The sequence below is a fragment of the Neotamlana nanhaiensis genome (genome assembly GCF_000943555.1).
GTDB classification, from domain to species: domain Bacteria; phylum Bacteroidota; class Bacteroidia; order Flavobacteriales; family Flavobacteriaceae; genus Neotamlana; species Neotamlana nanhaiensis.
In genome coordinates this window covers 69,203-87,779 of sequence record NZ_JTDV01000015.1, presented here as the reverse complement: position 1 = coordinate 87,779, position 18,577 = coordinate 69,203, and the positions used below count along the sequence as shown (strand labels likewise).

Sequence of the window (18,577 nt, the reverse complement as noted above, 5' to 3'; positions counted from 1 at the left end):
GAAGTTTTTAAATGAAATATTACATTCTTGCAGGTGAAGCTTCGGGCGATTTACACGGTGCCAACCTTATGAAAGCATTGTACAACGTTGATACTGATGCTAATATTAGGTTTTGGGGTGGCGATGCTATGCAAAATGTAGGCGGCACTTTAGTTAAACACTATAAAGAGCGTGCTTTTATGGGGTTTATTGAAGTCATTTTAAACCTCAATAAAATTTTTAAACTTATAAGATTTTGCAAAAAAGATATTGCTGAATTTAAACCCGATGTTATTGTTTTTATTGATAATTCTGGTTTTAATTTACGTATTGCCAAATGGGCTAAACAAGCAGGTTTTAAAACCAATTACTATATTTCTCCGCAAGTTTGGGCATCACGTGCAAAACGTGTTTTCGACATAAAACGCGATATCGATGCCATGTATGTTATTTTGCCGTTTGTTGAAGATTTCTATAAAAAATATGATTACGATGTGCATTTTGTTGGCCATCCATTAATTGATGCGATTGCTGATAGAACTCAAGTAAAAGATAGCACATTTAGAGCCGAAAACAACTTAGGCGACAAACCTATAATAGCCCTATTACCTGGAAGCCGTAAGCAAGAAATAACCAAAATGCTTTCGGTAATGCTGAGTTTGGTTGATGATTACCCCGATTATCAATTCGTAATTGCTGGTGCACCAAGTCAGGAATTTAGTTTTTACCAAACGTTTATAACATCGAATAACGTAAAATTTATCGACAATAAAACTTACGATTTACTAAGCATTTCCACAGCGGCATTGGTAACCTCTGGCACAGCAACTTTAGAAACAGCCTTGTTTAAAGTACCGCAAGTAGTTTGTTATAAAGGCAGCAACATTTCGTACCAAATTGCCAAACGTATTATTACTTTAAAATTTATTTCGTTAGTGAATTTGGTTATGGATAAAGAGGTGGTTATCGAACTAATTCAAAACGATTTCAATAAAAAACGTTTACAGCAAGAACTAGATAAAATTTTAGAAGCCGAAAACCGCAAAACCATGTTTTTAAATTACTTTGAATTAGAAAAAAGATTAGGCGGAAAAGGTGCCAGTAAAAAAACGGCTGAATTAATTTATAAAAGTGCCCAAAACTAAAATAACTTATGAAAAAAATTGTGTTTTTACTAATGCTTATTGTGGCTTTTGGTAGTTGTAAATCTTCAAAAGGCACAAAAAGTAAATCTTCAAAAACTACTGTTATTGATAGAAAAAACACATCAAAATCTAAAGCCGATTACATCATTGATTACGCCCAACAGTTTAAAGGTGTAAAATACAAATGGGGCGGCACAACAAAAAAAGGCATGGACTGTTCTGGTTTAGTTTACACGGCGTTTAGCGCTTACGATGTTATTCTTCCTCGAATTTCTCGAGATATGGCCAAACGTGGCAACAAACTTAAACTTAAAGAGGTGCATAAAGGCGATTTACTATTTTTTAAAACAGGGAAAAGTCGTAGAAATGCCATAAATCATGTTGGTTTAATTGTTGACATAAGAGATAACGACATTAAATTTATTCACTCTACAACCAGCAAAGGCGTTATTGTTTCAGGACTTAACGAAACCTATTGGTTAAATGCTTTTGTTGAAGCACGCCGCGTATTGTAAGATATTTATTATATTTAGAAACTATTATGAAGCTTCTAAATTTTACCATTATAAAACTTACCGCTTGCCTAATTGTTGGAATCGTAATTGGGTATTTTTCAAATATTCCAAACAACGTTTCTCTAATAACTTCTTCCCTATTTTTATCATTTTTAGCAATAAGTTATTTTACAAATAAGCACAAGTTTAATCCTTCTGTTTGGTTTGGAGTTTTTACGTATGTAACGATGATTTCTTTGGGCATACTTACCGTAAACTTTCATAATCAAAAGAACTTTAATGATCATTACAGCAAAAATATTGCTTTAGAAGACAGTGACTATAAAACCATACATTTCCGTGTAAAAGAAGTCTTAAAACCAGGGAATTATTACAATAAATATGTGGTTGATCTTTTAAAGATTGATAACACTAATGTTTCAGGAAAAACACTTTTAAACATTGAAAAAGATAGTACAAAAACAGGTTTAACAGTTGATGATAATGCTATAACCAAAGCACAGTTAAAAGATTTAATTCATCCTTTAAATCCGTATCAATTTGATTACAAAAACTATTTAGAAAAGCAATACATCTATCATCAAATATTCACGACGCATGATGCTATTTTAAAGGTTGATTCAAAAAATACCAGTCTTTTAGGTATTGCAAACAACATTAGGAACTTCATTAATAACAAACTTGAAAAATATCATTTTTCCAATGACGAATTAGCCATAATTAACGCTTTGCTTTTAGGGCAACGGCAAGACATCCGCGAAAGCGTTTATTCAAATTATACAAATGCGGGCGCCATACATATTTTGGCGGTTTCTGGTTTACATGTGGGCATTATTTTAATCATTTTGAATGTCGCATTAAATCCGTTAGAACGCTTTAAAAACGGAAAATTCTTTAAAACTGTTTTGATTGTTTGTATCCTTTGGAGTTTTGCGGTTATTGCAGGTTTGTCGGCTTCGGTAACAAGAGCCGTTACCATGTTTAGTATTGTAGCCATTGCGATGAATTTAAAGCGACCGACCAACATTTACAACACCTTGGCTATATCGATGTTTTTTATCTTGTTGGTAAAACCTATGTTTTTGTTTGATGTTGGCTTTCAACTCAGTTATTTGGCGGTTTTTACTATTGTAACCATCGATCCGATTTTATACAAATTGTGGCAACCCAAAAATTGGTTTTTAGATAAATACTGGCATACTTTTACGGTTACCGTATCGGCTCAATTTGGTATTATTCCCATAAGTTTATTCTATTTTCATCAATTTCCAGGGTTGTTTTTTATTTCAAATTTAGTCATCATTCCTATTCTGGGAATCATTTTAGGTTTAGGTGTTTTGGTTATTGTTTTAGCTTGTTTGAATATTTTACCGCAATTTTTAGCAACAACTTTTGGCTATACAATTAGTTTTATGAATCATTTTGTGGAGTGGATTTCTCAACAAGAAGCTTTTCTGTTTAAAGCCATTCCGTTTAGCTTGCTTTACATGCTAACAAGTTATTTTTTAATCGTTGCTTTCGTTAGGTTTTGCATAAAAAAGAATTATTCAAGTGTTAGATTATTCTTAATCGCTGTTTTAGTTTTTCAGTTAGCATTTTTTTACACCGATATAAATAAACCTTCAAACGAATTTATAGTGTTTCATAAAAGTCGTTATAGCCTTATCGGAAACACCGCAAACAATAACATTACTATTGCGTCCGATTTAGATAGTATTGAACAAACAAAAACCAAGATTATAAAAGATTATCGCATTGGCAATCACATTAACAATGAAAAAACTGAGACTTTAAAAGTCTATTATCAGCTTAATGACAGCTCTCTTTTAGTAATTGATAGCTCAGGAATTTATAATTTTAAGTCGATTAAACCCAATTATGTATTATTACGACAATCACCAAAAATTAATTTAAACCGATTGATTGACACGTTAAATCCGCAACACATTATTGCCGATGGTAGCAATTACAAAAGTTATATTGAGCATTGGGAAAGGGTTTGTACAAAAAGAAAAATCCCTTTTCACCAAACCAGTAAAAAGGGCGCTTTTATTATAAATTATTAGATACTTTTAATTCGAAGCAACAATATTATTGGCAACTTCTAACCATTTTGAAGCACCACCTCGCACATAACCTGTTTTACCTAAACTACTTAAATTCTTCTTACCTTCAACTGTTTTATTTGGCTTTGCAAAAAACACCGATGGATACCCTGTTACATTAAATATTTGTTGCATTTGGTAATTCTGAACTTGTAATTTTTGCTCTAGTTTTTTACGTCTGGGAAAATCTAATTCTACCAAAACGACATTATTATTCGCCCAGTTTTTAAAATCGGTGGTTTTAAACACTTCGTTCTGTAATCTGATACACCAACCGCACCAATCAGAACCTGTAAAAAACAACATTAATGGTTTATTTTCGGTTATTGCGATTTCAAAAGCCTTATCCATGTCGGTATGCCAAGTTAATGCTTCTTGTGCGTTACTCTTAACAAAAAACACACTGATAAATAAACAGGAAAACAAAAAATGCTTCATAACTTTTAGCCTTTAAATTCTGCATTAAAATTATTGTAATACGTATTGAACTCTTCCTGCGAAGTGATGGTTTTATGATCGTCGTTTTTAAACATTTTTAAATACAACTCCAATTGCGTTGGCGTTTGATAACCGCGTAATGGCGTTATTACATCTCCTTTTTCATCGAAAAACACAACGGTTGGATATGCGCTAATTTGAAGATAACGTGCAAAATCGTGTGGTGAATTTCTACGGTTTGCATTTCCAGGATTGTAATTTGGGTTAGCAAAATTATTGTCTTTGTAACTCACGGCATCATTTCCTTCACCATTAAACTTTACAGCGTAATAATGTTCGTTAACATAGTTCGCCACATCTTCGTTTTGAAACGTATTTTTATCTAACATTTTACATGGTCCGCACCAGTTGGTATACACGTCCATCATAATTTTTTTTGGTGTTGTCTTTTGAAGTTCTAAAGCCTCATTTAAAGTCACCCACTTTATTTCTTGTGCCGCAGCAATTAGCGTGAACATGGCAACAAAAATTGTAATAATTGTCTTTTTCATAGTTTACTTAGTTTCAAAAGTTGTTCCGAACTTACAAAAAATGCCCCTTAAAAGGAGCATTTCAGTTTATTTTTTGTGATTTTTTCGATTAACGCACACCATGCATTAATTTTTTAATTATCGGCTGAAAAATAATAGATACCACACCCACAACTATAGAAACTATGGTTAACATCCAGAAAAAGTAGCTAATACCGTTTTCGTCGGCAATTTTATCTACGTTTTCACCAAATACACCAGCGCCCTTCATACCAATCGCTACGGCCAGATACCACACCCCAAACATAAAAGCAATCATACGTGCTGGTACTAATTTACTAACGTAAGACAAGCCTACTGGCGAAATACAAAGTTCTCCCATAGTATGGAATAAATACACTAAAATTAACCAAATAATACTCACCGAAGCTGTTTTTGCACCAGGTTCTATACCTGTTGCTCCAAAAGCAACACAGGCCATTCCTAAAGCTAGCAAAAACATACCAATACCGTATTTTACATTAGCAGATGGATTGTATTTACTTTCCCACCATTTTGAAAACAACGGTGCTAGCGTTATAATATAAAGCGAATTTAAACTTCCAAACCAAGACGCCGGAATTTCTAAATTTTCACTATTAAATTGTTTTACTAACATCCATATTGCAATAATCCAAACGATTATAAAACTTAAACTTAAAACAATATTTGCCCATTTATACTTAGCAAAGGTTTGTTTAAATAGTAAAATCAACACCCAAGTAATAATACCTAAAGGCACGACCACCAAACAAGTATTAACTATTCTAAAAATATCTGCTGAAGTTCCATCGAGAGATCTATCGGTATAATCGTTGGCAAAAATGGTTAAAGACCCTGGAGCTTGCTCGAAAATAGCCCAGAAGAACACCGATAATAAGGCAAAAAATGCCACGGCTATGAGTCTATCTCTGGTTATGTTTGAATATTGAGTAAATCGATAAATTAATAACACAAGGAATAACCCTAAAGCGGTTAAAATCGCAATATTGTTTCCGTTATCGCCTAAAAAACTAAAGATATTTATTTTTCCTTCGGAAATAATTGCTGCAGGTGCATTGATAATCCAAAGTAATCCTAATGCAACCATAATAAAGATTAACACCAATTGCCATGATGTAAATGGCACACGCTTATCGTTATCTTGAGCTTCAATAGAATTCGCGTCATCCTTTTTAGGTTTTAAACCAATGTTTCCGAATATATTTTGAGCTAACCAAAACTGAATCAATCCAAAAAGCATAAAAATTCCAGCTAAACCAAAACCTAAGCTCCACCCTACTTGTTCACCTAAATAGCCACATAAAATAATTCCTAAGAAGGCTCCCGAATTAACGCCCATATAAAAAATAGTGTAAGCGCCATCTTTTTTCTCAGGACGATCCTTATACATTTCGGATATAATTGACGTCATGTTAGGTTTAAAAAATCCGTTACCAATAACCAACAATCCTAAACCTAAATAAATTGACCAAGGTGTCTCGATGGCCATTGATGCGTGACCAAGCGTCATTAAAAGTGCCCCTACTAAAACGGCGTATCTAAAACCTATAATTTTATCGGCAAAATAGCCACCCATCATAGTTGATAGATAAACCAAACCAACATAAGAGCCAAACAATGCCATGGCATGCTCTCGTGGCCAACCCCAACCTTCATCAAACAATGAAGCCGTTAAAAATAATACCAATAGTGCGCGCATACCATAATACGAGAAACGCTCCCACATTTCGGTAAAAAACAATACAAATAGTCCTGACGGATGCCCTAAAACGGTGCTTTTAAAAAATTGATCGGTTGAATTTTGTGCCATAATCAGTTAAAAAGTTAGTTCTTTTAGTGTACGTTACCCATTAATTTTTTCATTAATGGCGAGGTAACTATTACAATTAATCCTGCACCAAGTGCATATTTTGCTATTAGTAAAAATCCATCGGTGTAAATGGTTAGGGTTTCAAAACCTCCTACATTGCTATCGGTACTTTCTACCGCTAATTGTTCTGAAATAAAACCAACAATTTGAAACGCATACGATGACGATAAAAACCAAACCCCCATCATAAATGCAACCACGTGTTTTGGAGATAAATCGGTAATTTTTGATAAACCAACAGGAGACATAAATAATTCACCAATAGAAATAATAAAATACATGATGAATAAATAAGCGAATGGTACCATACCATTTTCGTCGGCACTACCACTACTCATCGATAGTATATAAAAACTTAATCCCGCCAATAGTAGTCCGAAACCAAATTTATAAGGTGTTCTAGGATTCAAATTTCTTTTTGCTAAAAATGCCCAAAGTAAAGACATTGGAATAGCTAATATTACGATAAACATTGAGTTTAACCCGTTAGTTTGGCTCGCACTCATTATACCACCTAAATCTACATTTCGAGAAGCAAACAGAGTAATTACACTTCCTGAAAGCTCGTGAAAGCCCCAAAAAAGCGTCATAAAAAAAGTAATTAAAACGGCCATAAGTAACTTTTTACGAGCATCGTTACTTTCTAATTTAACCACTATAAAAACGATATATGCTAGAACTGCAAATCCTATAAATTTGAATATAAAACTTACATAATTATCTTGCCATGACGAAAGTAAATAAGCAATTACTGGAGCCGACAAAAACGACACAATAGGAATGAATGTTTTTTGCGGAATACCTAAAATCTTCTTTTCGTAAGCCTCAACACTTGGTGGTAAACCTTTATCGCCAAATACATTCTTTTTAATACCACTCCAAAAGAAAATTAACCCTGTTAACATGCCAATTCCAGCTAAACCAAAACCGTAATGCCAACCATATTTCATGGCTAACCAACCACATAAAAATGGCGCTACCCAACCACCAATGTTTATACCCATATAGAAAATGGTAAAACCAGAATCTTTACGCACATCTCCATCTTCGTATAAAGAGCCAACAAAAGTGGAGATATTTGGTTTAAAAAATCCGTTTCCAACGATTATAAATGACAAAGCCAAAAAGAATGCAATATTATTTTCAATAGCTAAAACAAAATGCCCTAAAGCCATTAACACGCCTCCTAAAAAAATGGAGCTTCGCATACCTAATATTTTATCGGAAATTTGCCCTCCTATAACTGTTGAAGCATACACTAGCGACCCGTAAGACGCGTAAACGACTGCAGTTGCAGCATCGCGTTCTACAATGGCTTTAAAAATTTCTTCAACCATATAAAGTGTTAATAATGCACGCATGCCGTAGAAACTGAATCGCTCCCACAATTCGGCAAAAAACAAGTAAAACAGGCCTTTTGGATGGCCAAACATTTGAGGTTCTTCTTTGGTTAGTATAGTTTTAGACATATTTATTATCCTTTTATTTTTATTTCGTTTTTTGTTTTGTCTTCTTTATTAGCCTCAAGCTTATCGCCCAACTTGTCATCAATAAAGTTGGTCATTTTTTTATACAAATGCAGTCTTGTATTGCCACCATAAATACCGTGGTTTTTATCGGTATAAATCGCCCAATCGAACTGCTTATCGGCTTGCACTAAAGCTTCAACCAAACGCATGGTATTTTGTACGTGTACATTATCATCGGCTGTACCGTGCACTAAAAGAAAATCACCTTTAAGCTTATCAACATGGTTTATTGGTGAGTTTTCGTCATAACCTGTTGGGTTTTCTTGTGGTGTAGTCATGTAGCGCTCGGTATAAATACTATCGTAAAAACGCCAGCTTGTTACCGGTGCAACGGCTATTGCCATTTTAAAGACATCATTTCCTTTAAATAAAGCATTACTACTCATAAATCCGCCATAACTCCAGCCCCAAATTCCAATACGGCTCGCATCAATATAAGGTAAAGCACCTAATTGTTTCGCTGCTTCAATTTGATCTTCAACCTCGTATTTTCCAAGTTCTTTTTGGGTTACCTTTTTAAATTCAGCTCCTTTAAAACCTGTTCCACGACCATCCACACAAGCAATGACGTAACCTTTTTGCGCTAACATTTGATACCAATAATCGTTTGAACTTCCCCAACGATTTGCAACTTGTTGCGAACCTGGACCCGAATATTGAAACATAAATAATGGATATTGCTTGTTTTCATCAAAATCGGCAGGTTTAATCATCCACATATTTAAATCGTTACCATTAACATGAATGGTGCTAAACTCTTTATTCGAGGTTTTATAATCTGTTAAACTTTGTGACAACACATCGTTATCCTTAATACTTTTAATTAGGTTTCCAGAAGACGCACTATTTAATGTATATTCAGGTGGTGTAGTTGCACTTGAGAATGTATTTATAAAGTATGAAAAATCGGCACTAAAGGCAGCACTGTTGGTACCTTCGCTTTTTGTTAATCGTGTTTTATTTCTTCCGTTAAGTTTTATAGAATACACATCGCGATTTATCGATCCGTTTTCAACAGATTGATAGAAAATAGTTTTTGCCTTTTCGTCGTAACCATAATAATCGGTTACTTCCCAGTTTCCTTTAGTAACTTGATTGATTAGTTTTCCTGTTTTATCGTAATGATAAATGTGATTGTATCCATCCTTTTCACTGGTCCAGATAAAACTATTATCTTTTAAAAACGTAAGGTTGAAAGTCACATCAACATAAGCCTTATCAGTTTCAGCTAAAACTAAATTAGATGTGTTTTTAGACGTATTTATCATCCATAAATCCAACTCGTTTTGGTGACGATTCATATACTGCGCACTTAAAACGTCGGCATCGTTCGTCCATTTTATTCTTGGTATATAGAAGTCACTATACGATTTATCTACCATAACTTCCTGCGTTGTTCCTGTTTCAAAATCGAAAACGTGTAACGACACTACCGCATTGGCTTCACCTGCTTTTGGATACTTAAAAACCTGTTGCGTTTGGTAAAGCGCGCTTCCATAAACATCCATAGAAAATTCAGGCACGTTGGTTTCATCAAACCTAATAAAAGCAATTTTATTACTATCGGCATTCCAATCGAAGGCTCTCACAAAGCTGAATTCCTCTTCGTAAACCCAATCGGTAATTCCATTTATAATTTCATTTTTCTTACCATCGGTAGTCATTTGGATAACCTCACCGGTTTCTAAATTTTTATAAAACAAATTGTTTTCATGACCGTAAGCAACAAATTTTCCGTTAGGTGAAAACGTTGGTTCTTGTATTTTAAAATCGGCAACAGCTTGCACCGTTTTTGTCTTTACATCGTAAACAAAATATTTTCCTAAAGTAGAACGACGATAAATCGACTCTTGCTCGGTTGCTAATAAAATTTTACTCTCGTCTTCACTAAAGGTGTAATCTGTAAAATATAAAATATCATCTAAATTAGCCGAACTCACCAAAGTTTCAACCTTTTTAAGGGTTTTATAATCGTAAATATCTATTGACGTACTTCGTGTTTCACGATTAAAATCTAATACCGAATATTGTTGTCCGTTAGCCATAGAATGCAACGCATCCATACGTTCTGTTCTAAAAGTGCCATTGCTCCAAATGTCTTCAAGGGTAATTTCTTTGGTTTGCGCTATGGTAACTAAAGATAAAAAAACGCAAATCCAAAAGGATAATTTTAAGTTTTTCATTAAAAATGATATTTATTTTTCAAAATGCGGTCAAGTTTACTAAAAATTATGCAAAAAACCGTTAACATTAACACTTTAATAAGAGGCTTCATAATTTAAATAATTAAAACTAAACGAAGAATACTATCTTTGCGCTGCAACTTAATACCTTATGAATAAATCTATTTCTGGTTTTTCCAAACTGTCAAAATCGCAAAAAATTGATTGGATTGTTAACACTTATTTTTCCAATACCAACAATGCCAAACAAGTAATAAAACAATATTGGAACAGCGACGAAAAACTACAGCAATTACACGACGAATTTATTGAAAACACCATAACCAACTATTATTTACCGCTTGGTGTGGCACCGAACTTTTTAATAAACAACACCCTTTACACCATACCCATGGCCATTGAGGAAAGCTCGGTGGTAGCTGCAGCAAGTAAAGCAGCTAAATTTTGGATGGATCGTGGCGGATTTAAAACCGAAGTCATTTCTACTACAAAAATAGGTCAGGTTCACTTTTTATTTCAAGGTGATTTTAAAGTTTTACATGCTTTTTTTGAAACGATAAAAGACAAATTTCTTACCGATGCCAAAAGCATAACTCAAAACATGGAAAAGCGTGGTGGCGGTATTTTGGATATTGAATTACGTAATAAAACTGAAGATTTACAAAACTACTACCAACTACATGTAAAGTTTGAAACCCTAGATGCTATGGGTGCTAACTTTATAAATTCGTGTTTAGAGCAGTTCGCCAAAACCTTAAAAGCCGAAGCTTTAAACTACGAAGCGTTTACCGAAAAAGAGAAGCATATTGAAGTGGTGATGAGCATACTTTCAAACTACGTTCCCGATTGTGTAGTGCGTGCCGAAGTTAGCTGTAAAGTAGACGATTTAACCGAAAAAAACATAAATGGTAAAGCTTTCGCTGAAAAATTTGTGCAAGCAGTTAAGATTGCCGAAATAGAACCGTACCGCGCCGTAACACACAATAAAGGGATTATGAACGGTATTGATGCTGTCGTGTTGGCCACAGGAAACGACTTTAGAGCCATTGAAGCTGGCGTACATGCTTACGCTGCTAAAAATGGATCGTATAGTAGTTTATCGCATGCCAAAATTGAAGATGATGTATTTACATTTTGGATGGAAATTCCGCTTGCTTTAGGAACCGTTGGCGGATTAACAGGTTTACATCCATTAGTAAAATTAGCCTTAGAAATGCTTAATAATCCATCGGCAAAAGAATTAATGCAAATCGTTGCTGTTGCTGGTTTAGCCCAAAACTTTGCTGCCTTACGCTCGCTTACAACTACTGGTATTCAGCAAGGCCACATGAAAATGCACCTGATGAATATTTTAAACCAGTTTGAAGCTACCGATGCCGAAAAAGCTACTTTAACCAAACATTTCGAGAAACACACCGTGTCGCACAGCGCCGTTGTTTCTGCTATAGAAAATCTACGTTCTAACGCTTAATTATGAAACAATTTTACAGCAACGGGAAACTTTTTATTGCAGGTGAGTATGTGGTTCTTGATGAGGCTTTAGCTTTCGCTGTTCCTACAACATACGGTCAGCATTTAACGGTAGAGCCCCTTACTGAACCAGTTATTATTTGGCAAAGTTTTGATGAGCAAGAAAATATTTGGTTTGAAGCCACATTTAATGTAGTTGATGGCGCGATTCAATCCATCGTAAATACTTCAATAGCTCAAGAGGAAGTTACCAAACGAGTTATTCAAATTTTGAAAGCCGCGAAAACATTAAATCCAGATTTTTTAAATGATGCTAGAGGTTTTAAGGTAATTAACAAGCTTACATTCCCAAGACATTGGGGTTTAGGCACCTCATCAACCTTGATAAATAATATCGCGCAATGGGCAGAAGTGGATGCCTATAAATTACTCAACCATACCTTCGGTGGCAGTGGCTACGATATTGCTTGTGCGCAACACGACACTCCTATTATTTATCAAAAAATTAAAGATGCGGTTAGCGTGAACAGGATAACGTTTAATCCAGAGTTTAAATCGCAGTTGTATTTTGTGTATTTAAACAAAAAAATGAATAGTAGAATTGGCATTGCCACCTACAACGCCAACAAATCGAACTTAAACATTCCTGAAATTAACTCCATAATTAGGAACATGGCAAATTGTACTAACGTTGCCGATTTTGAAGATTTAATTGAGCAACACGAAACTATAATTGCTAAACTTACTAACCAAACACCTGTTAAAACCCTTCTGTTTAAAGATTTTATTGGTAGCGTAAAAAGTCTTGGAGCATGGGGCGGCGATTTTGTTTTAGCGGTATCAAAAGAAAATCCTACCGAATATTTTGAAGCAAAAGGTTACGAAACGGTAATTCCTTATTGTGATATGGTTTTGTAAACCTGTGTTCGGTTAATAATTCAATTTTCAAAAAATAAAAAGCATTTAAAATTTAGCAACTTGACATGTCGATAATATGAATTATAATGGCTATTACAGGTTCTAAGAAATCTCACTATTAGAGATTCTTCAGTCCTACCTCCTTCTGAATGACATCATGAGATTTTTCAGGAGCACCTCTTTGAAAATGATATAATTCGTTCCACAACACTTACTAAAACACTAACTATCAAACACTTTAAATAAAACTCAGGTTTTAAAACTAATCTTCAACAATATTGTAATACACTTTTTTAACTACAGGAATACCGCTACTTGTTATACCTTCTAGCTGTACTTTTACTTTAGTTTTTGTATTTGTGTTATGATAATTTACAGAGGCTTTACCTAATTTATCTGGATGAACATACGGATTCCAATAAATGGTATTTCTGGCTTCAAATAATTTATTATCTTCTTCTGAACTATTTTTATTGGTTGATTCGTAAAATTTACGGGCTTCGTAAAAACCTTCTATTTGCCGTTTTAAAGAATGAACAGAATCTTTTTTAGGTTGATTGCTTCTACTTTTACCATTTGTAATAATTGAAATAATACCATGTGATGCTTCTTCTCCATAAATCGCTATTAGCATTTCCGAGGGCCGAATCACTTCTATTCGCTCAACCTCACTTGGCAAAACAAAAGCAGCATCACCTTCATAAGTGTCAATCAAAAACATAGGAGGCTTATTCTCTCCAGTAATTTTTCCATTAGAAACCCCAGGAACATTATCCAATATATCACTAATTGAATATAGATTTTTATCTGCTACATCTGGAACGTATTTATAATCGGCCGCTCCATAAAAAAAATCTAAATCGTCTCGTTTACTTGCTGTTATTTCAACCTCATCCAAAATATTTTCAGGTGGTACACCCAAAGCCATATATTTGCCATACATATAATTTATGACTGTTGTTGATTCTAACGGATTTAATTCTGGTAGTTTAAATGTAACTTGCAAGGGTTTCTCCTCTTTATTAAGATACAAGAAGCCTTTTTGCTTTCCCTTTTGATTGTTAGTGCTTAAAAACACATCTGTTTTGCTCGAAAATATTAATTTTTCAAACTTAAACTCGCCTAGAGAATCTGTGGTAGTATTAAACGCATTAAAACCATTCTTATTTATTAAACCTAAGGTAACATTATTGTTTACCATAGGGTTTTTACTAAACAACTGTTCTACCCTACCCGAAATGGTGATACCTTTTTCAACTTTGTACCCTAAAGTGTCGTTAATCTTAGGTTGCGATTTCCATAAAAAATCGCGCCAACCCTGGGTTAACAGTAAATTATCTAAATGCGTTAATCGTTTGGGGTTTTTAGGATTGAAATAATAGTTAGGCTGGTGTATTTCGCCTCGAACATCGGATTCCATTAAATAATATGAACAAATGTTTGAGCTGTAATTTTGTTCGGCATCTTCTCCATTCATATCTGTAACGCTTAATGAAAAACTTGCCGATTGGGGTTTGCCCGTTTTTTGCTTTGAGGACACATTTATTATTACATTTTCATTGGGCTCGTAGCTCTGTTTATTGGTTTCAAGAGTTACATTCAAATCGTTTGCTTTTTCAAAATACACTAAACGTTCGCTTTGCGGTTTGGAGTCGCTATCGTACAACGTAATTTGATTGATGCCTGCTTTTAGTTTATCTTCTGGCAACTCAATTAACGCTGTGGTAGTATTTACTTTTTTTGCAATTTCCAAGTACGAAACACCTTTTAATTTACATACTACTTTTACATTTTTATTTGGGTTTTTACCCAATGTTTCTTGGTTAGTACTAACAGCAATTATATTTCGACCTTTAAAATTTTTATAGCTGATTTTATACCCTTCCGTAAGTACCTCTGGTAACTCTTGCAACAGTTCATCGCCTGTATTTATTCTTGCAATAGCGTAGTATGGTTGATTTTGTAATGGTAGTATTTGAAACTTGCCCATGCCATCGTGTTCGCTTGAAAAAGATGCAATTTTCAGATTATTGGCATCAAAAATATCGCCGCTAACTTCTATCGGGTTACCAATTAAATCAACTGCCTTAAACCCCACAACACTCGCTACATTTTTTAACAACGAACCGCCTTCTGGGAAAAACTCAATTTTAAATGTATTATTAATTTGCTCTGAAGCTTTTGGTACTTCAGTATTTGAATTTTCTTCCGTTTCAGAACCAAAATGCGATTTGAACACATCGATTATCTCGATGTTTTTTGTAAATATAAAGTCGTCTCCAAAATTCCTATTCCAATTCGTATAGGCTCGTAATTGATAGTGTCCCGATTTTACACCGACGGAATCGGTCAACTTTAAATCGCCATGGCCCAACCCCATTTCCAACTTTATTTTTTGCCTTGAAATTATTTTGGAATCTGAAGAAATCAATTCTACATACAACACATTACTGAGGTCTGTTAACAAACCTGTAAAAGCATTTACATTGTAAGCCTTGTACCATAAATCTTCTCCTAAAAAATACGTAGAGCGGTCGGTATGCAGGTAAACGTTTTCAATGGTATTGATGCTTTTATTTTGTGCAGTACTACCCCATACTATAAGCAATAAACAGCAAAACCAGAATGGCATTTTCTTATTTAGTTTCTTTGGCATTTTATAACAATAAAGTTAAAGGTATGAAACATCAAGTAAGGTAAAAAAAGAAACTAAAATCTAAAAATCAATCCTAATTATCAGTCAGTTCGGTTCTTTTCATAATTCAAAAAACAAAAGATTACATGTTCTAAATAACTTCTATTTAAAGTGTAATTTAACTCCTAGAAACCCCTAAAGCCAAACCACGAATTTCTGCTAGCCCACGAAGTCTACCAATAGCTGTATAACCTGCATAAGCGTTGTTATCATTTAAATCGTTTAACATTTGATGGCCGTGATCTGGTCGCATTGGCAATTGCACATTACGCTGTTTTTCTACCTCAACAACAGCCTTTACTACCTCGTACATATCTGTTGATCCTTCAAGGTGGTTATCTTCATAAAAACTGCCATTAACTTCGCGTTTAACGTTACGCAAATGTAAAAAGTGAATGCGATCACCAAATTTTCTAATCATTTTTGGTAAATCGTTATCTGGATTTGCTCCTAACGAGCCTGTACAAAATGTGATACCATTTGCTGGACTATCAACAAAACTTACTAAATCATCTAAATCGGCTTCAGATTTTATAATTCTTGGTAAGCCCATAATATCCATTGGTGGATCATCTGGATGAATAGCCATAACAATACCATGAGCTTCACAAACAGGAATCACTTCATTTAAAAAATAGGATAAGTTCGCTTTTAAATCGGCATGCGTTAAATTGTCGTATTGCGCAATCATATCTTTAAACACAGGAATTGTTAAATCATCAACCGTACCAGGTAAGCCTTTTAAAACATTATCTTCTAACTGTTGTTTTTCTGCTGCCGACATATTATTAAAAGCGTTTTCGGCTTGTTTTAAAACTTCAGTTGTATAATCGTTTTCAACACCTTCACGTTGCATAATAAACTTTTCAAACACGGCCATTTCTACCTTATCAAAACGCAAAGCTGTACTACCGTCTTCGAGCTTCCAAAACAGTTGCGTTCTAGTCCAATCTAAAACTGGCATAAAATTATAGCACACGTTTTTTATACCACAGGCGGCAACGTTTTTTAAGCTTCGTTTATAATTCTCGATGCGCTGCTTATAATCGCCAATGCGTAATTTTATATTTTCGTGAATTGGAATACTTTCAATAAACGTCCACTCTAAACCGTAAGATTCGATTTCGGTTTTAACTTTATTTATTTCTTCAACTTCCCATACTTCGCCGTTAGCGATGTGATGTAATGCGGTAACAACACCTGTTGCACCAGCTTGTTTTATGTGTGCTAATTTTACTGGATCGGTAACACCAAACCATCTAAATGTTTCTTTCATTTTTAATTTTTAAGTTGCATTAAACGCCGCTAAACGCACTAAATCCGCCATCAACAGGAATGGTAATACCTGTTACAAATTTTGATGCATCACTACATAAATAGTGTAAAGCACCATGAAGCTCATCGGCATCACCAAAACGCTTCATAGGCGTATTATTAATTATGGTATTTCCTCTAGTGGTATAGCTTCCATCATCGTTTAAAAGTAATCTTCTATTCTGATTTCCAATAAAGAATCCAGGCGCTATGGCATTAACCCGAAGTCCGTCACCATATTTTAAAGCTAACTCTACCGATAACCATTTGGTGTAATTATCGATTGCTGCTTTTGATGCAGAATAACCTGCTACTCGCGTAATAGCTCTTTCTGAAGCCATTGAAGATATATTTATAATAACACCCTTTTTCTGTTTAGCCATTTGTTTACCAAAAACAATAGATGGGATAATGCTGCCAAAAAGATTTAAATCGACCACCTTTTTAAAATCGCCCATATCGATATCGAAAAACGATTGATCTGGTCCAATGGTTGCTCCTGGCATATTACCTCCTGCTGCGTTTATAAGGATATCAATCTGCCCATATTTTTCAACAATAGCATCGGCTGTTGTTTGCATGCTCTCTTTCTCGACCACATTACATACAAAACCATCAACTTTAGTGCTAATTGCAGACATGCGTTCAACAGTTTCTGTTACAGTTTGCTCCTTATAATGCAATATTATTACGGTGGCACCTTGTTGTAATAAATATTCGGCCATACTACCTCCTAAAACGCCACCACCTCCGGTAACTAAGGCTACTTTATTATTTAAATTAAATAAACTCATTTTAGTTTTTATGTCTTATTATTTTTATTGTACTAATATCTTGCATTTAATTTTAATAAAAAATAGAAATACAAAATATTACTGTATTCCTTTATTCCTTTTTTTAATTACGCATTAAATATTCAATATCTGCTGAAGTAATTTTAGGGTTAGCACCATCTTTTGAAGCCACTAAAGCACCTACTGCACAAGCTTTATTAATAGCACTTAAAGGAGCTGTGTTGTTAAGTATTTCGTTTATTAGTGTTGCTAAAAATGAATCGCCTGCACCAACGGTATCCTGCACCGTTACCTTATACCCTAAACTTCGGTAAAACTTATTATTAACAAAATAGATAGCGCCTTCACCTCCCAATGTTACACAAACTGTAGACGTATTAGTTTTTTTAGTAATAAATGCTATTTGGGCTTCTAAATTTGAAGATTTAAAACCAAAGTACTCACAAATTTCTTGCAACTCTTCATCGTTAAATTTAATAAAATCGGCCTTTTCCATAAGCTCTAATAAAAGCGTCATAGTATAATGTGGTGGTCTTAAATTAACATCGAACACTTTAAATTTAGCATATTTAAGCAAGTTATTTAAGGTTTTATAGGATGTATCATTTCGAGTAACTAAACTTCCAAAAATAAATGCATCGGCCAATTTTACTGTTTCAACGGCATCATTATTTAAACTGATGTCATCCCAAGCGCACGGAAAATCTATGGTATAACTTGCCGCTCCTTGGGCATTTAATACAACATTTACATGGCTTGTTTTGTAAACATCTGAAATTTGAATATAATTGGAGGTAATACCAGAAGCCTCAATATAATCTATTATTTGTTTGCCATCGCTATCGTTCCCAACACTACTTATCATATTAACCAAGTTACCGAAAGCATTTAGTCGTAACGCCACATTTAAAGGCGCTCCCCCAATTTTTTTATGCGTAGGAAAAACATCCCACAACACTTCTCCAAAACAAACGATGTTTGCCATATAAATTTGTTTTTATTATAAAATATTAAGATTGATTTGTGAAGTTAACAAAAAAAGAAAAGCCC

At 34.2% G+C, this 18,577-nt stretch carries 14 protein-coding genes; 5 read left to right on the top strand and 9 right to left on the bottom strand.

The features are described 5' to 3' along the window. Window positions 1-11: 11 nt before the first annotated feature. The 3 genes from lpxB to PK35_RS14925 are packed head-to-tail and all read left to right on the top strand — an operon-like array spanning window position 12 to window position 3,705. Window positions 12-1,124 carry a lipid-A-disaccharide synthase gene (gene lpxB, locus PK35_RS14935; RefSeq protein WP_044627377.1) on the top strand — a complete coding sequence of 371 codons (1,113 nt, stop codon included), beginning with the start codon at window positions 12-14 and terminating at the stop codon, window positions 1,122-1,124. Window positions 1,125-1,132: 8 nt separating this feature from the next. Further along, window positions 1,133-1,639: a C40 family peptidase gene (locus PK35_RS14930; RefSeq protein WP_044627376.1), complete on the top strand. Its 507-nt coding sequence runs from the start codon at window positions 1,133-1,135 to the stop codon at window positions 1,637-1,639. 26 nt (window positions 1,640-1,665) lie between these two features. Next, window positions 1,666-3,705 carry a ComEC/Rec2 family competence protein gene (locus PK35_RS14925; RefSeq protein ID WP_044627375.1) on the top strand — a complete coding sequence of 680 codons (2,040 nt, stop codon included), beginning with the start codon at window positions 1,666-1,668 and terminating at the stop codon, window positions 3,703-3,705. Window positions 3,706-3,711: 6 nt separating this feature from the next. Here the strand turns inward: PK35_RS14925 and PK35_RS14920 are convergent, their stop codons facing one another. From PK35_RS14920 to PK35_RS14900, 5 genes are all read right to left on the bottom strand, one after another. Next, the gene (locus PK35_RS14920) at window positions 3,712-4,182 is read right to left on the bottom strand and encodes a thioredoxin family protein (RefSeq protein ID WP_044627374.1); all 471 of its coding nucleotides are present in this window, start codon (window positions 4,180-4,182) and stop codon (window positions 3,712-3,714) included. A 5-nt stretch (window positions 4,183-4,187) separates the two neighbouring features. Continuing rightward, window positions 4,188-4,733 (bottom strand): thioredoxin family protein, encoded by a 546-nt coding sequence (locus PK35_RS14915; RefSeq protein WP_044627373.1) that lies wholly within the window; start codon window positions 4,731-4,733, stop codon window positions 4,188-4,190. 88 nt (window positions 4,734-4,821) lie between these two features. Beyond that, window positions 4,822-6,564, bottom strand: a complete 1,743-nt coding sequence (locus tag PK35_RS14910) for a peptide MFS transporter (protein WP_044627372.1) — start codon at window positions 6,562-6,564, stop codon at window positions 4,822-4,824. A 23-nt stretch (window positions 6,565-6,587) separates the two neighbouring features. Further along, window positions 6,588-8,093, bottom strand: coding sequence for a peptide MFS transporter (locus PK35_RS14905; protein ID WP_044627371.1), 1,506 nt, complete (start codon window positions 8,091-8,093; stop codon window positions 6,588-6,590). A 5-nt stretch (window positions 8,094-8,098) separates the two neighbouring features. After that, window positions 8,099-10,336 carry a S9 family peptidase gene (locus PK35_RS14900; protein WP_044627370.1) on the bottom strand — a complete coding sequence of 746 codons (2,238 nt, stop codon included), beginning with the start codon at window positions 10,334-10,336 and terminating at the stop codon, window positions 8,099-8,101. 151 nt (window positions 10,337-10,487) lie between these two features. Between PK35_RS14900 and PK35_RS14895 the strand changes: the two genes are divergently transcribed. Further along, window positions 10,488-11,807, top strand: a complete 1,320-nt coding sequence (locus tag PK35_RS14895; RefSeq protein ID WP_044627369.1) for a hydroxymethylglutaryl-CoA reductase, degradative — start codon at window positions 10,488-10,490, stop codon at window positions 11,805-11,807. A gap of 2 nt (window positions 11,808-11,809) precedes the next feature. Then, window positions 11,810-12,724, top strand: coding sequence for a GYDIA family GHMP kinase (locus tag PK35_RS14890; RefSeq protein ID WP_044627368.1), 915 nt, complete (start codon window positions 11,810-11,812; stop codon window positions 12,722-12,724). A 262-nt stretch (window positions 12,725-12,986) separates the two neighbouring features. On the opposite strand, the gene PK35_RS14885 is transcribed toward PK35_RS14890, so the two are convergent. The 4 genes from PK35_RS14885 to PK35_RS14870 all read right to left on the bottom strand — a co-directional run bounded on the left by PK35_RS14885 (window position 12,987) and on the right by PK35_RS14870 (window position 18,512). Beyond that, complete coding sequence (locus PK35_RS14885; protein ID WP_131474420.1) at window positions 12,987-15,380, bottom strand: hypothetical protein; 2,394 nt, start codon at window positions 15,378-15,380, stop codon at window positions 12,987-12,989. A 157-nt stretch (window positions 15,381-15,537) separates the two neighbouring features. Continuing rightward, a complete protein-coding gene (gene uxuA / locus PK35_RS14880) occupies window positions 15,538-16,695 on the bottom strand; it encodes a mannonate dehydratase (protein WP_044627366.1) in 1,158 nt (385 codons plus the stop codon). A 19-nt stretch (window positions 16,696-16,714) separates the two neighbouring features. Then, a complete protein-coding gene (locus PK35_RS14875; RefSeq protein ID WP_044627365.1) occupies window positions 16,715-17,527 on the bottom strand; it encodes an SDR family oxidoreductase in 813 nt (270 codons plus the stop codon). Between the two features lie 103 nt (window positions 17,528-17,630). Next, window positions 17,631-18,512 (bottom strand): carbohydrate kinase family protein, encoded by an 882-nt coding sequence (locus PK35_RS14870; RefSeq protein WP_044627364.1) that lies wholly within the window; start codon window positions 18,510-18,512, stop codon window positions 17,631-17,633. Between the last annotated feature and the right edge of the window lie 65 nt (window positions 18,513-18,577).

Excerpts from the sequence above, each read along its gene's own strand:
- lpxB (WP_044627377.1), top strand. The coding sequence starts at position 12 with ATGAAATATTACATTCTTGCAGGTGAAGCTTCGGGCGATTTACACGGT.
- PK35_RS14930 (WP_044627376.1), top strand. The coding sequence starts at position 1,133 with ATGAAAAAAATTGTGTTTTTACTAATGCTTATTGTGGCTTTTGGTAGT.
- PK35_RS14925 (WP_044627375.1), top strand. The coding sequence starts at position 1,666 with ATGAAGCTTCTAAATTTTACCATTATAAAACTTACCGCTTGCCTAATT.
- PK35_RS14920 (WP_044627374.1), bottom strand. The coding sequence starts at position 4,182 with ATGAAGCATTTTTTGTTTTCCTGTTTATTTATCAGTGTGTTTTTTGTT.
- PK35_RS14915 (WP_044627373.1), bottom strand. The coding sequence starts at position 4,733 with ATGAAAAAGACAATTATTACAATTTTTGTTGCCATGTTCACGCTAATT.
- PK35_RS14910 (WP_044627372.1), bottom strand. The coding sequence starts at position 6,564 with ATGGCACAAAATTCAACCGATCAATTTTTTAAAAGCACCGTTTTAGGG.
- PK35_RS14905 (WP_044627371.1), bottom strand. The coding sequence starts at position 8,093 with ATGTCTAAAACTATACTAACCAAAGAAGAACCTCAAATGTTTGGCCAT.
- PK35_RS14900 (WP_044627370.1), bottom strand. The coding sequence starts at position 10,336 with ATGAAAAACTTAAAATTATCCTTTTGGATTTGCGTTTTTTTATCTTTA.
- PK35_RS14895 (WP_044627369.1), top strand. The coding sequence starts at position 10,488 with ATGAATAAATCTATTTCTGGTTTTTCCAAACTGTCAAAATCGCAAAAA.
- PK35_RS14890 (WP_044627368.1), top strand. The coding sequence starts at position 11,810 with ATGAAACAATTTTACAGCAACGGGAAACTTTTTATTGCAGGTGAGTAT.
- PK35_RS14885 (WP_131474420.1), bottom strand. The coding sequence starts at position 15,380 with ATGCCAAAGAAACTAAATAAGAAAATGCCATTCTGGTTTTGCTGTTTA.
- uxuA (WP_044627366.1), bottom strand. The coding sequence starts at position 16,695 with ATGAAAGAAACATTTAGATGGTTTGGTGTTACCGATCCAGTAAAATTA.
- PK35_RS14875 (WP_044627365.1), bottom strand. The coding sequence starts at position 17,527 with ATGAGTTTATTTAATTTAAATAATAAAGTAGCCTTAGTTACCGGAGGT.
- PK35_RS14870 (WP_044627364.1), bottom strand. The coding sequence starts at position 18,512 with ATGGCAAACATCGTTTGTTTTGGAGAAGTGTTGTGGGATGTTTTTCCT.